General features: G+C 63.8%; 12 protein-coding genes. 11 read left to right on the plus strand and 1 reads right to left on the minus strand.

Annotation, left to right across the window (positions count from 1 at the left end; translation table 11 throughout):
• Nucleotides 1–293: 293 nt before the first annotated feature.
• The 5 genes from leuS (at nucleotide 294) to BT122_RS09115 (ending at nucleotide 7,182) form a co-directional block, all read left to right on the plus strand.
• Nucleotides 294–2,858, plus strand: coding sequence for a leucine--tRNA ligase (gene leuS, locus BT122_RS09095; protein ID WP_072355617.1), 2,565 nt, complete (start codon nucleotides 294–296; stop codon nucleotides 2,856–2,858).
• 100 nt (nucleotides 2,859–2,958) lie between these two features.
• Nucleotides 2,959–3,606, plus strand: coding sequence for a 4'-phosphopantetheinyl transferase family protein (locus BT122_RS09100; RefSeq protein ID WP_059055527.1), 648 nt, complete (start codon nucleotides 2,959–2,961; stop codon nucleotides 3,604–3,606).
• Between the two features lie 155 nt (nucleotides 3,607–3,761).
• Nucleotides 3,762–4,010, plus strand: a complete 249-nt coding sequence (locus tag BT122_RS09105) for an acyl carrier protein (protein ID WP_072355619.1) — start codon at nucleotides 3,762–3,764, stop codon at nucleotides 4,008–4,010.
• Between the two features lie 10 nt (nucleotides 4,011–4,020).
• Entirely contained in the window at nucleotides 4,021–5,940 is a 1,920-nt protein-coding gene (locus BT122_RS09110) for a CocE/NonD family hydrolase (protein ID WP_083432427.1), read from the plus strand.
• A gap of 264 nt (nucleotides 5,941–6,204) precedes the next feature.
• Entirely contained in the window at nucleotides 6,205–7,182 is a 978-nt protein-coding gene (locus BT122_RS09115) for a flavodoxin family protein (protein ID WP_072355620.1), read from the plus strand.
• A 126-nt stretch (nucleotides 7,183–7,308) separates the two neighbouring features.
• Here BT122_RS09115 and BT122_RS09120 read toward each other — a convergent pair whose 3' ends face one another.
• The gene (locus BT122_RS09120) at nucleotides 7,309–8,922 is read right to left on the minus strand and encodes a PucR family transcriptional regulator (protein WP_059055519.1); all 1,614 of its coding nucleotides are present in this window, start codon (nucleotides 8,920–8,922) and stop codon (nucleotides 7,309–7,311) included.
• 152 nt (nucleotides 8,923–9,074) lie between these two features.
• On the opposite strand from BT122_RS09120, the gene BT122_RS09125 reads away from it, so the two are divergent.
• The 6 genes from BT122_RS09125 to buk all read left to right on the plus strand — a co-directional run bounded on the left by BT122_RS09125 (nucleotide 9,075) and on the right by buk (nucleotide 14,303).
• A complete protein-coding gene (locus tag BT122_RS09125) occupies nucleotides 9,075–9,695 on the plus strand; it encodes a TetR/AcrR family transcriptional regulator (RefSeq protein WP_059055517.1) in 621 nt (206 codons plus the stop codon).
• Between the two features lie 287 nt (nucleotides 9,696–9,982).
• Complete coding sequence (locus tag BT122_RS09130; protein ID WP_233519081.1) at nucleotides 9,983–11,278, plus strand: thiolase family protein; 1,296 nt, start codon at nucleotides 9,983–9,985, stop codon at nucleotides 11,276–11,278.
• Between the two features lie 39 nt (nucleotides 11,279–11,317).
• A complete protein-coding gene (locus tag BT122_RS09135) occupies nucleotides 11,318–11,785 on the plus strand; it encodes a Zn-ribbon domain-containing OB-fold protein (protein ID WP_052009950.1) in 468 nt (155 codons plus the stop codon).
• 58 nt (nucleotides 11,786–11,843) lie between these two features.
• A complete protein-coding gene (locus tag BT122_RS09140; RefSeq protein WP_032111661.1) occupies nucleotides 11,844–12,083 on the plus strand; it encodes an acyl carrier protein in 240 nt (79 codons plus the stop codon).
• 88 nt (nucleotides 12,084–12,171) lie between these two features.
• Nucleotides 12,172–13,179: a phosphate acyltransferase gene (locus tag BT122_RS09145; protein ID WP_072355621.1), complete on the plus strand. Its 1,008-nt coding sequence runs from the start codon at nucleotides 12,172–12,174 to the stop codon at nucleotides 13,177–13,179.
• A 2-nt stretch (nucleotides 13,180–13,181) separates the two neighbouring features.
• Complete coding sequence (buk, locus tag BT122_RS09150) at nucleotides 13,182–14,303, plus strand: butyrate kinase (RefSeq protein WP_072355622.1); 1,122 nt, start codon at nucleotides 13,182–13,184, stop codon at nucleotides 14,301–14,303.
• Nucleotides 14,304–14,327: the final 24 nt, after the last annotated feature.

Consider the following 14,327-nt stretch of genomic DNA (forward strand, 5'->3'; position numbering starts at 1 on the left):
TTTCTTAAACTTGGTATCGGTGACCTGCGGAAACGCGGCGTCGGTTTAAGAGAAGGAGCTATTCTCCGCTTTGGCAGGTGTGGGGAGGAGCGTAGAGCGGGTGCCGAGAAGGCCATGGTGCCGGCGCCGAGAGGAGCTCCGCCACGGGCTCGGCGCCGCCGCGGGACCGTCGCCGTCACGCGCCCCGCCCCGCCCGCTCCCGCTGTGTGTCTAGCAGGTTCCGCATCCCTACCGCGCACGGGGATACCTGCTAGAATCGACAGGCTATGCAAAGGAGCGAGAAGGGGCTTCACATGTGCGACAGCACTCAGCAGAATGACTTCGAGGTGCCTGCCTACGACGCGCAGGCCATAGAGACCAAGTGGCAGAAGACCTGGGAGGACGAGGAGCTCTACAAGACCGACGAGGACCCCTCCAAGCCCAAGAAGTACGTACTCGAGATGTTCCCGTATCCCTCGGGTGACCTCCACATGGGCCACGCGCGCAACTACACCATCGGTGACGCCATGGCCCGCCAGGCTCGCATGCGCGGCTATGACGTGCTGCACCCCATGGGCTTCGACGCCTTTGGCCTCCCTGCCGAGAACGCGGCCATCAAGCACCACACGCAGGCTGCCAAGTGGACCTACCAGAACATCGCACAGGCCGTCAAGACCATGAAGCGCATGGGCTTCTCGTACGACTACGACCGCATGTTCAACACCTGTGACCCCGAGTACTACAAGTGGGGCCAGTGGATGTTCATCGAGATGTGGAAGCGCGGCCTGGCGTATCGCGCTACCAGCCCCGTGAACTGGTGCCCCACCTGCAAGACGGTCCTCGCCAACGAGCAGGTCGTCGAGGGCCGCTGCTGGCGCTGCGGCTCCATTCCCGAGAAGCGCGAGCTCTCGCAGTGGTACCTCAAGATCACCGACTACGCCCAGGAGCTCCTCGATGACCTCGACAAGCTCAACGGATGGCCGGAGAACGTCAAGGCCCAGCAGCGCAACTGGATCGGTCGCTCCGAGGGCGCCGAGATCGACTTCAGGCTGGCCGCCGAGGACGGCGTGACGCCCACCGACCGCACGATCTCCGTCTTCACTACGCGCGCCGACACCATCTTTGGCGTCTCGTTCATGGTGCTCCCGCCCGAGAGCGACCTTGCCGCCGAGCTCGTCAAGGGCACCCAGTACGAGGCCGACTACCTGCGCCTCAAGGAGGCAACCGAGAAGGTCTCCTCTGTGGACCGCCAGGGCTCTGCGCGCGAGAAGCACGGAGTCTTCACCGGCCGCTACGTGATCAACCCCGTGACGGGCAAGCCCGCCCCGCTGTGGGTTGCCGACTACGTCCTTCTCGACTACGGCACCGGCGCCGTGATGGGCGTCCCCTGCGGTGACCAGCGCGACTTCGACTTCGCGCGTAAGTACGGCCTGCCCATCCCGCCGATCATCTGCCAGAAGGAAGATCCCCTCTACGACGAGCTCAAGGACGAGCGCGAGCTGCGCGTGACCAACGTCGACTGGGACCAGGCTATGGCAGCCGAGGGCTACCTCGTGCAGTCCGGCCAGTTCACGGGCATGAAGGGCGGAAAGCACTCCGAGGCCGTCGACGCCATCGTTGCCTGGCTCGAGGAGCACGGCTGCGGCCGCACCAAGGTGCAGTTCCGCCTGCGCGACTGGCTCATCAGCCGCCAGCGCTACTGGGGCAACCCCATCCCCATGATCCACTGTGACTGCTGTGGCGACGTGCCCGTGCCTGAGGACCAGCTGCCGGTGCGCCTGCCCGACAACCTCGATCTGGGCGCAGGCGACACCCTCGCCGAGTGCCCCGAGTTCTACGAGACCACCTGCCCCAAGTGCGGCAAGCCGGCCAAGCGCATCACCGACACCATGGACACCTTCACGTGCTCCAGCTGGTACTACCTGCGCTACACCGATCCCCACAACGACAAGGCCCCCTTCTCCAAGGAGGCCGTGGACCGCTGGATGCCCGTCGACAACTACATCGGTGGCATCGAGCACGCAATTCTCCACCTGCTCTACTCGCGCTTCTGGACTAAGGTCCTGCGCGACATGGGCATGATCGACGTGGACGAGCCCTTCACCAACCTGCTCTGCCAGGGCATGGTCAAGGACGAGAACGGCGACACCATGTCCAAGTCCAAGGGCAACGTGGTCCCGCCCTCCAGCGTGATCGACCCCTACGGCGCGGACACCATGCGCTTGGCCATCCTCTTCGTGGCTCCGCCCGAGAAGGACTTCGATTGGGACCCCGAGGCGGTCGCGGGCGCCAACCGCTTCATCAAGCGCGCCTGGCGCGTGGTGTGGCTGCTCTCGCACGGCGCCAAGAGGGGAGAGGTCGACCCCGCAAAGCTCTCCGGTGCAGACGCAGAGCTCAATCGCGCCCTCCACGAGCTGGGCATCAAGTGCACGAACGACTTTGACCGCGGCCAGTTCAACACGGCCATCTCCGCGTCGATGGAGCTTGTGAACGCGGCGTCCAAGTACGTGAACGACGTCCCCGAGGACAAGCGCGACGCCGCCCTCGCCTGGCGCGTTGCCCACGACATCGTGACCATGCTGGCCCCCATCTGCCCGCACTGGGCAGAGGAGCTCTTCCACGAGGCGCTTGGCCTTACCGGCTCCGTGTACAACGAGCCCTGGCCCAAGTTTGACGCCGAGCAGGCCAAGAGCGACCTGGTTGAGATCGCAGTGCAGGTCAAGGGCAAGGTGCGCGCCCGCATACAGGTGGCTGCCGACGTCTCCAAGGAGGAGCTCGAGGCCGCGGCACGCGAGGCGGTTGCCGAGCAGATCGCCGGCAAGACCGTGAAGAAGGTCGTAGTGGTGCCCGGACGCCTGGTGAACATCGTCGCCATCTAGCACGTCTGCGCCGTCTGGCGTACGCTGGCATCTGTTATGGCGGGTTCGGCACACGCGCCGAGCCCGCCTTCTTGTTAGCATCCTTATCCGGAGTATGCGCATGCACGTTGACCTGCACATCATGCCACTCACAGACGCACCTGTAGACTGGGCCTCTCACCTGAGGCTCGTTTGTCCGCGCTACCAGGGGAAGGCAACGACTAAAGCGCCGGAGCCTGCGCGCTTGGGTGAGTTTGCGGCGGGGCTACTCCTGGCGTCCGTCCTTGGCGTGCAATCGGATGACGCGCTTGTGCTGGGACCCGAGGGCAAGCCGGAGCTGGCCACGGGTTTCCCGCACATTGGGCTTTCGCACGACGATGGTATTGCCGTCCTCGCGGTTGCTCCCGACGTGGTGGGCGTGGACGTGGAGGAGGTGCCAGCCCAGTACGGCAGGCTCCAGCGAGACGCCCTACGGAGGGTGCTCTCGGCCGAGGAGCTGGCGAAGACGGAGGCCTCGCCAGACCCGGCTATGGCATTCGCGCTTGCATGGACACGCGTGGAGGCCGTGCTCAAGGCCGATGGTCGCGGCTTTGCCTTCGACGTGCGAGGAGGGCAGCTCCCTCAGGGCTGGCAGACCGCGCACACGCTGGTAGACGGCCACGCGGTGACCTGCGCCACCCGAGAAGAGCCAGCACCTCTCGTCCATCGCCTGGGCATGCGCGAGGCCATCTCGCTTCTCGAGGGCGAGCAGAGCGCCCACAAGCACTAATCGCGTCGGTACCTCTCGGCGTTCCTTTGCACTGATGCACAATGCGCCAGTGGCCCGGTGGCCCCAATTTGAATCCCCTTACATTGCCCGGCCATGCGTCCGGCCCCAAACTCATACGTGTAAGAAGCTTTATCGACGCCGCGAAAGGGGCAGACATGGACCAGGATCGTCAGGAAGTTTGGGACGCGCTCACCACCCGCGCCAGCCAGCTCTTTGGGAAGGATCCCTCCGAGTTCACGGAGGACACCAGGTTTGCGGACCTTGGCATCAAGTCGGTGCAGGTCTCGCAGATCACCACGTATCTCGAGGACGAGCTTGACATCGAGGTCCCCTACATGAAGTTCCGCCGCTGCGCCACGTTTGGCGAGGCCACGGACTTTGTCTGCGACCTTCTCGACCAGTAGGGGGCATGCGATGTTTCTAGAGCCTAGGATTCCCGAGGACTGGGTCCCCGTCACCGACAAGAAGCTGCATGACCTCATCAAGATGACGGGCGAGTGCGCAAGCTTCAACGAGGACGAGTGCCCCATCTACTGGGACCCCGACACCGAGGGCTACATCTTCCTGCACCGCGAGACCTTTGGCGAGGACGAGGTCATGGCTGCCTACCGCGTGGCGCGCCAGCCCAACGACAACCAGGCAGAGGTTGACCTCTCCGCGAGTGACGACCCTATGGCCCGCATGGGCCAGGGCTTCTGCCCGCCGTTCAACCCGCACACCTACCAGGCGGCGGACGGCGTGGTGTGCATGCAGGACCAGGAAGTGGTCATGCGTGACGGCACCAAGATCTACTGCGACATCTACAAGCCCGAGGCCGAGGGCCGCTATCCCACGATCGTCTCCTGGTCGTGGTTTGGCAAGCGCCCGGGTGACGGCATGAGCGAGTGGCAGATCATGGGCGTGCCCCCCGCGACGGTCTCCAAGTGCGCCAAGTTCGAGTCGCCTGACCCGCTCTTCTGGTGCTACAAGGGCTACGCCGTGGCCAACGTGGACGTGCGCGGCGCGGGCCACTCCGAGGGCTCGGTCCACATGTTCACGCACCAGGACCGCGAGGACGGCTACGACTTCGTGGAGTGGGTTGCCGCCCAGCCCTGGTCCAACGGCCGCGTGGGCATGTCGGGCAACTCCGGCGTGGCCATGCACCAGTGGGGCATCGCTTCCACCTGCCCGCCCCACCTGGCCTGCATTGCGCCCTGGGAGTGCACGACCGACCTCTACCGCGAGAGCTTCTTCGAGGGTGGCGTTCCGGCCCTCTCGTTTAACAAGTTCATTGCCGCACAGGTGACGGGCCCCAACGGCGTGGATGACCAGGTCGCCATGGCCAAGATGTACCCCGACATGAACGCCTACTGGAACGACAAGCGCGCGGACGTGCGCAAGGTCAAGATCCCCGTCTACCAGACCGCCGGTTGGTCGCACTTCCACCTGCCGGGCTCCTTCAACGCCTGGAGGCGCTGCCGTAGCCACCTCAAGTGGATGCGCGCGCACAGGGACTTCGAGTGGCCTGACACCTACAACCCCGAGAACCTCGAGGACCTGCTTCGCTACTACGACCGCTACCTCAAGGGCATCCACAACGGCTGGGAGATGACGCCGCGCGTCCGCCTTGACATCATGGACGGCTACGACGTGGACTACCAGGAGCAGCGCCCCGAGAAGGCCTGGCCCATCAAGCGCACCCAGTACAAGAAGCTCTACCTCGACGCGTCCGCGCCCAAGGACTGCGCGCCGCTCGACCACAAGTCCGCGTGCTTCTCGCTCTCGACCGAGCCGGTGTCCACGCAGGCAAAGGCCAGCTACAACCCGGCGGACGAGGAGGTCGACTTTGACCTCACGCTTCCCGAGGACGTCGAGATCACGGGCTACATGAACCTGCACCTCTTTGTCTCCTGCGACGGCTTTGATGACATGGACCTCTTTGTGAACATCCAGAAGGCCGACGCCGAGGGCAACTGGGTGCCTTGGCTCACGCTCGACGAGCCGCACCCCGGCGCGTGGGGCAAGTGCCGCGTGTCTCGCGCGACGGTCGACACCGCCCTCACCAAGGCACACACCCCGGTCTACACGATGACCGACACCAACAAGCTCGCCGAGGGCGAGGTGCGCGCGGTTGACATCGCGATTGTGCCCACGGCTCGCGTGTACCACAAGGGTGAGCGCTTCCGCGTGCAGATCTCTGGTCGCTACATCCGCGACGGGTGGTTTGAGCCGCTCTCGTGGGACACCGACAACCACGGCACCCACAACATCCACACCGGTGGCGAGTGGGAGTCCTGGATCGAGGTGCCCGTGGTGCCGCCGAGGTACCAGGCGGGCGAGTACGTGCACCGCTAGGCAGGCAGCCCGATAAGACGGCATTGCCGTAGGGCCCTCTGGCACAAGGCCAGAGGGCCCTTCTCTGTTACGGTGCGGCAGCAGCGGGTGCGCGCCGCACGCCACCGTGCGTTTGCACAACCCTCATCCAAACCCCGGATGCAGTTTCGTCTCGACAGACGAATACCGCGAGAACTCCGCCGCCTACCATCAGGGAGGCATGCGTGGGGTCGGCAGAGCTGGTCCCGCGTGCCAGACATCCCACATCCCAGGAGAGGGGTCTTCATGGCAAAGTTCAAGGTTATGGCCGTTTGCGCGGGTAGGAAGGACGGCAACGGCGAGGCTCTCGCAAAGGAGGCGCTGTGCGCAGTTGAGGAGGCAGGTGGCGAGGTCGAGCTGATCAACCTCTTCGACTACAACATCCTGCCATGCACGGGCTGCGAGGGCTGCACCATGCAGATGGGCAAGATGGCCGCCGGCCTTCAGAAGGAGTACCACGGCTGCGTCCTCAAGGACAAGGACGACACGGACGCGATCATCAACGAGATGCACACGTGCCAGGGCATCATCTTCGTGGTTCCCACCTACGACCTCACGCCGAGCTCGCTCTACACGCGCCTGGCACAGCGCTTCCTAGCCTACGAGCTCTCGTTCCTGCTCGCCATCGGTGCCGTAAAGGAGAACCCGCACACCGTTGCCGGCCTCATCTCGGTGGGTGGCTCCATGCACGACTGGCAGTCGCTGGCGCTCGAGAGCCTGCAGGCGACTATGTTCACCCAGTCCCTCCAGGTGGTCGACCGTTACATGGCCACGCGCGACGGCCGACCCGGCAACACCTTCGTCTACGCCGACCAGCTGCCCCGCGCGCGCAAGATGGGCGAGAACATCGTGAAGGCTATCAACACCCCCGTCGAGGAGCGCGGCTGGCTCGGCGACCCCAACGACGGTGTGTGCCCCAACTGCCACTCCAGCCTCGTCTACCCTGGCGACAAGCACTGGGACGGCATCGAGTTCCCGTGGGAGTGCGCTGTGTGCGGTGCCGGCGGAACGCTGGGCACCAACCCCGAGACCGGTCGTCCCATGCTGGTGATTGACCCCAAGAATGGCCTCATCCGCGACCGCAACAACGACAAGGCTCGCGCCGAGCACCTGAACGAGATCAACAAGACGCGCGATGAGTTCTTTGCGCAGCAGGATCAGATCAAGGACCAGATGAAGAAGTACCGCGACATGAAGTTCCCGACCCTGGAGATTAAGAGGTAGCTTCTCCTTCTCCGCCAGCGCTTAGCTGTACCGCCCGGCTGCGAGTCTTTCCCGCAGTCGGGCGGTGTTGCTCTAGCCCGGAAGGCGGACGGTCTGGTTTGGCGCACCCTCGGGGCGGTCCTGCTCCTACTCGTTCTCGATTCTGAAGTCATTGCGCGAGGTGCTGATGCGTGACTTAAAGAGGTCGAGGTAGAAGAGGACGCGGTACGAGAGCTGAAGCATGAACTGGTCCTCGCCGGAGGAGAGGTTGCACCCCAGGATTTCACGGATGCGACCCATGCGGTAGAGCAGCGTGTTCTTGTGCAGGTTGAGCATCTTGGCGGCGCGTTGGGTGTTGCATGCGTTCTGCAGGTAGATGAAGAGCGTGTCCATGAGCTCGGTCCCGTGGTCCCGATCGTAGCGTGCCAGGCGCATGAGCGAGGGATGCACAAAGTTCAGCAGGTTGTACTGGGTGTTGGTGAGGCCGAGCATCTGCACGTAGGCGTAGTCGCAGTAGTGGTAAACCTGTCCGTCCTCGAGAAAGACCGAGACCATACGCCCCGCCTTGATGGCTGCCCGTGCCTGCTCGTAGTGGCTGCGGATGTGCGTGAGGTCGTCAAAGGCGTTGCTCACGCCTATCGAGAGGTCGTTGACGTCGGCGACCTTGCGGAGCAGCTCTTCGGTGTAGTCACCCAGGCCAGCGCCCTTCTCGCGCGAGAAGGCCACCACCAGCGCGTCCTCGTACGTTGCGTAGATGCTGTTCTGGAGGCATCCCGTGAGCTGCATAGCTATGGTGTTGAGGTCATGTGGTGCCACGCGCGCGTGGTTGGGGTCCAGGACGGCAATGTAGAGCTCGGGCAGGGGAGTGAACTCCAGCACGCTCAGGCGTCGTGCGGTCACGGCATGGCTGGGCTGCTCGTCGTTGAGCAGGTTCACCAGGAAGTAGGAGTCCATCTGGCCGCGGCTTGCGGTGTAGAGGTTCGTCTTCTGCATCTCCTGCGCCACAAAGCGACCCAGGCGTCCCATGCACTCCAGGTCAACGTCGCCAAACGGGTGGTCGCGCTCGATCACCATAGTGTGCGCGATGGTTACCCCGTGCACAACCGAGGGCGTGACCATGGTGTTCGCGCCCAGGACCTCGTTGTAGATCACGATGGGCCTGGGAGATTGCGCGCAGCGCTCGGTGATCCGGGCATGCTCGATGAAGGCAACGCCGTCCTCGAGGATGGACTCGTAGCGAAACTCCTGCTCGAGCACTTGGTCCAGGTGGCGGCTGGGATCGAGCTTTCCCTCAACATGGCGCGCCACGTAGTGGTAGGCGCTGTCCACCACTACGACGGGGTTGCCCAGCGCCCTCGATGCCTCCTCGACGACGTACTGCAGGCCGTTGTTGGAGAAGTGCGCGGTGAGCATGCGACGCACGATGTCAGTTACCTGTATGTCCTCGAGGAAGAACCCCTGAAGCTCGTTGTAGCAGGTGAAAGGGTTGAACTCCAGGCGGAGCAGGATCACGTTGCAGGAGGGATTGTCCAGCAGCCCCTTCGGCACCTCCTGGCACCCAAACAGCACCACGTTGAAAATGTCCTCGATGGGCGCCTCCGGGAGGTGAACGTCATCCGAGAAGTACAGGACATTGGGATGGGGGAGCCCCGTCGCGGGCGTGAGGAAGCAGATGTTGTCGATGTTTACCTCGGGATCGCGGAGCTTCCTTGTGGCAACGGACCCCTCGGGCAGGCGTGACAGCAGCTCCTTGAGTTCCATGTGCGAGTCCCCCTTCTCGTATGTGCAAGCACACAAATAATAGGGGAATATCTTCTCGCACGTTGGTCTCGCGTTCTGCGGGCGGTGAGATTCTCATCGGCTATAGTTCAGCATATGTGCAGGAAGAGATGGCTGTTTGGGGGGGTGTGACGATGAAGCGGAGCACGGCGAGAAACGCCAAGAGGACCGTTGAGGAGAGAATCGAAGAGGCGGTCTTTGGCCTCATGGAGACGACCGACATCCCCAACATCAAGGTTGCGGACGTGGTGCGCCTGGCCGGCGTTTCTCGCTCGACCTTCTACCGTCACTACGACAGCGTCGAGGACGTGGTGAAGCAGTTCGAGGCTGGCCTTCTCGACACCATGCGCACGATCAACAACACCGCGCTTGGCGTGCAGTTTAACAAGGCCGAGCTCAAGCCCACGCAGTCGATGGTCGCACGCATGGAGGTGCTCCGGGCAAACCGCGACAAGATCGTGGCGCTCAACAGCGACCATGGCGACCCCGTCTTTCAGCACAGGGCCACGATGCTCATGCACGAGTACTTCCGCATCCGACTGCAGGGTGTGGGTGGCTCGGAGCTCCATCGAGACCTGTACCTCTCGTTTGTGATAGCGGGCCACAACAACCTCATCCAGTACTGGTTGGAGAAGCGCCCGGAGATTCCCCCTGCCGAGGTCGCCGCCATGCTCAATCGCATGTACTACTCGCCGCTCTTCATTGATGAGAAGACTGCGCTCGAGCTTCCCGAAGACCCGTTCGCGCGCCTGTAGGCACCGCTCCCCCGGGCACGATGCCCGTGTTGCTCCGGTGGGGGATACCCACCCCTGATTTGCCACTCTACCTGCTCGTTTATGCATGCGCACAAGGATGGGCAATGTGCGTCTCAGCTTCTTTGGGCGTAGCAAACAACCTGACTTTACCTGCAAAAAGAAACAGAATTGCCACGTGTGTCCCGTAACGTGGGACGCCGCCTGCGCTAATGTCCCGCCTTGCGTTTTTCTCGCCCCATATCCTGTGCTCGTACGGAGCGATTGTTCTGCAGCATATGAGCAAAGGAGTGATTGTCTTGGTCAAGCTTGGCAAGCAGGCACGCAGCGTCTCCATCGTGGGCGTTGGCTGCACGCCCTTCAAGAACTTCGAGGACCACCCCCAGACCAAGGGCATGAGCGAGGGCGACGCCTTTGGCTATGCCGCGCTGGAGGCCATCCAGGACGCCGGCCTCGAGCCGCGCGACATCCAGTACTTCTACCACGGCGCCGCCAACCCCTTCATGATTGGCGACTCCCTCACGCCCAACATGCAGGTGGCGGACTGGTTTGGCGTGCGCGGCATTGGCTCGGTGCACCACTCCGAGGCCTGCTGCACGGGCTATGTGGCCCTGCAGGAGGCCGTGCAGGCGGTTGCCTCGGGCACCTATGACGTGGTGCTTTCCGGCGCCGTGGACTTGGCGGCGTCGCTTCCCGTGGTAGACGCCCCCGGCTGCTTCCGTCGCGACTTCCCGCTCTCCGAGATGCTGCCCTCGATCCCCAAGGTCTACGACCGTGCCTACGGCCGCCCGTTCGATTCTGCGTTTGGCATCTCGTTCGACAACTGGATCAACAAGTACCGCTGGGAGTACGACCTCACGGCCGAGCAGATCGATGATGCCCTGAACGGCGTGTCCAAGTCCCTGCGACGCGACGCCGTGCTCAACCCCCTGGCCTTCTCGACGAAGACCTTCGAGGAGCTTGCCAAGGAGAACGACCTTCCGGACGCCGACGCGTACCTCAAGGGCTTTGGCAACCCCAAGGTCACGCAGTACCTGCGCGTGACCGGCTTCGAGATCAAGTGCGACGGCGCCGCCGCCCTGGTGGTCATGCCCACCGATATGGCCGTTGCTCGCGGCCTCGACCACAAGGTGATCGACGTCCTGGGCACGGGCGCCGCCGCCTTCGAGGGCGCGACCCCGGACAACGAGTACAACGGCACCAAGGTTGGCACCCAGCAGGTCTACGAGCTCACCGGCGTGAGCCCCGACGAGCTTGACCTGCTCTTTGTGAACGACTTCTTCCTGGCTGGCGACATCGTTGCCGCCGAGGAGGTTGGCTACATCCCGCGTGGCGAGGCCTGGCAGTACGCCATCGACGGTCGTATGGGCTTTGACGGTGACAAGCCCATCAACACGCACGGCGGCCGCTGCAACTTTGGTCATGCGCACGGCGCCTCGGGCGTGGCGGACGTGGTCGAGGCCGTCAAGCAGATGCGCGGCGAGGCCGGTGCCACGCAGATGCCCAAGGCTCCACAGACCACGTTCCTGCGCGGCTTTGGTGGCGGCCAGAACATCCGCTGCCAGATCCTGCGCACCCACGACTAGCGCCCGGCGCGCATCCAAGCAACCAAGAGGAGGTACACGATGCTTCTTGAAGACATGGAGCCAATCGTTAAGAAGTTCTACGACGGCGTTGCCGAGGGCAAGCTCCTTGGCCGCAAGTGCACGGAGTGCGGCGCCATCGAGTTTCCGCCGCACCTGGGCTGCAACGCCTGCGGCTACCACCAGACCGAGTGGGTGGAGCTCTCTGGCCATGGCACGCTCGAGTCCTTTGTGGTGCCCGGCATCCAGAACGACAAGCCCTACCTCAAGGAGGTCGCGCCCTACGGCTACGGTAAGGTGCGTCTCGACGAGGGCACGGAGTACTCGTTCGTGATCTTCTGCGGCAAGAAGAAGGTCGTGAAGGGCCTGCAAGAGCGCCTCTACAAGAACCACGAGACCATTGGCGTCCACTTCAAGCCCATCAAGCGTGTGGTGCCCGAGAAGGAGGGCTCTGACGTGATGGTCGAGTGGTGGGAGCCCTGCTTCGAGCTCGACGAGGTCGCGGAGTAGCGCTGCGGCCATGAACTGTTGAACATCAAATATTGAATCAAGACGAAAGGAACCAACCATGGACAAGAACGAGCTTTTCTCGACCCTCGCAGGCCTTGCCAAGGAGGCCTACAAGACCGACGTTGACATCACCCCCGATACCACCTTCGACGAGCTGGGCAAGGGTTCCATGAAGATGATCGCCCTCACTTCGATGATCGAGAACGAGCTCGACGCCGAGGTCACTGTCACCGAGATCATGAACATGAAGACCTTCGGCGAGCTCGTTGACCGCGTTGCCGAGGAGGTCGAGGAGTAGGCCATCTCGCCCACTCACGTGCACGACCAAGCAAACCCCGGGGCGGCTCCTTCTGGGGCCGCCCTTTCTTTTACCTTTGGAGAGACACATGAACCTGATGGATGACATGCGCGAACGTGCTAAGGCAGACGTCCAGCGCGTCGCCTTCTTCGAGGGCGAGAACCCCACCATGATCAAGGCCGTGGCCGAGCTCACCGCCCAGGGGCTGGCATCGTGCGTGGTTGTCGGCAACGTCGAGGCAATCGAGAGGAACGCCGCTGAGCAGGGCGTGAGCCTTGAGGGTGTGGAGCTTGTCGACCTTGCCGACGAGGAGGCAAACGAGGCCCTGGCCCAGCGCTTCGAGGTCCTTCCCAGCTGCCGCTGGAAGGCCAAGGGCGTGCGCCGGCGCGTGGTGCGCCCCATGGAGCGCGCCCTCATGATGCAGGCGCTTGGCGACGTCGACATCACCTTTGGCGGCATCGACTGCCCCACGGGTGACGTTATCCTGGGCGGCCAGGAGATCATCGGCCTGGCAGACGGCATCGACACCATCTCGTCAATGGGCATCTTCGACATCCCCGGCTACGAGGGCTCCGCGGGGCAGCTCCTGGGCTTTGGCGACTCCGCCGTCTGCCAGAACCCAACACCCGAGCAGGAGGCCTCCATCGCCATCTCCGCCTGCGACACGTGGAACGCCCTTACCGGCAGCGAGGCCCGCTGCGCGCTGCTCTCGTTCTCGACCGACGGCTCCGGCGCGGGCGAGATGGTCCAGAAGGTGCGCGACGCGCGCGACATTGCCAACGAGCGTCGCCCGGACCTCAAGATCGACGGCGAGTTCCAGCTTGACGCCGCGCTGCGCCCGGAGGTGGCGGCCCACAAGGTGCACCGCGAGAGCGCCGTTGCTGGCAAGGCCAACGTCATCATCTGGCCCGACCTCAACGTGGGCAACGTGGGTGTGAAGCTCGTGCAGATGTTTGGCCACGCCAACGCGTACGGTCCCATGCTCCAGGGCTTCAAGAAGATCGTCTGCGACTGCTCGAGAAGCGCCCCCGTGTCCGAGATCGTGGGCAACGTCGTGATGTCCTGCGTGCGCGCGCAGTGCCTCAAGGGGGAGTAGCCATGACCGAGAAGAACTACCGCATCCTGGTCATCAACCCCGGCTCCACCTCCACCAAGGTGGGTCTCTTCGAGGGCGAGACATGCGTCTTCTCGAAGAACGTCTCCCATGACGCCCAGCGCCTGGCCCAGATTGGCGACGTCTCCTCCCAGCTGCCCTATCGCCGCGACATGATTATGGGGATCTTGGACGAGAACGGCGTTGACCTCTCGACCATCGACGCCTTTGTGGGCCGCGGAGGCGGGCTCCTCTCGCTGGAAGGCGGCGTGTACTCGGTGGACGAGACGCTGCTCAACGACGCCCGCCGCGGGGCAAACGGCGTGCAGCACCCGGCACAGCTGGGAAGCCAGCTTGCCCACGAGCTTGCGGCCAGCTGCGGTAAGCCCGCCTTTGTGGTGAACCCGCCGGACACCGACGAGCTTTGCGACGACGCGCGCATGACGGGCATCCGGGGCGTCTACCGCAACGTCCACCTGCATGCGCTCAACCTCAAGGAGACGGCCATCCGCCACGCCAAGGCGATGGGGCGCCGCTACGAGGACTGCGACCTTATCGTGTGTCACATTGGCGGGGGAATCTCCATCTCCGCGCACCAGCACGGCCGCATGATCGACGGCTACGACATCGTGGGCGGCGAGGGCCCCATGACCCCCACGCGCGCGGGCGCGGTACCCGTGGTGGAGGTGCTCGACTACCTCAAGGATCACGACTCGGCCGAGACGCGCAGGCTCTGCCAGCGCAGCGGTGGCTTTGCCGACCTTCTCGGCACGTCGGACGCGCTTGAGGTGTGCCGTCGCGCGGAGGCGGGCGACGAGGCGGCATCGCGTGCGTGGAGCGCCATGGAGTACCAGCTCGTGAAGTACATCGGGTCCATGGCCACGGTGCTCCACGGCAACGTGGACGGCATCCTCCTTGGCGGCGGTATGGTGCACAACCAGGGTCTCGTTGCGTACATCCGCGACGCTTGCGGCTGGATTGCCCCCGTCACGGCGTACCCGGGGGAGTTCGAGCTGGAGGCCATGGCAGCAGGTGCTGTACGTGCGCTCTCTGGTGAGGAGGAAGTCAAGCGCTACACCGGAGTGCCGGTCTTCTCAGGCTTTGCCTGCTTTGACGAGCAGGACTAGGGCAGGCACCGGCGTGAATTTCTC

Source organism: Olsenella sp. kh2p3, from assembly GCA_900119625.1.
GTDB lineage: Bacteria > Actinomycetota > Coriobacteriia > Coriobacteriales > Atopobiaceae > Tractidigestivibacter.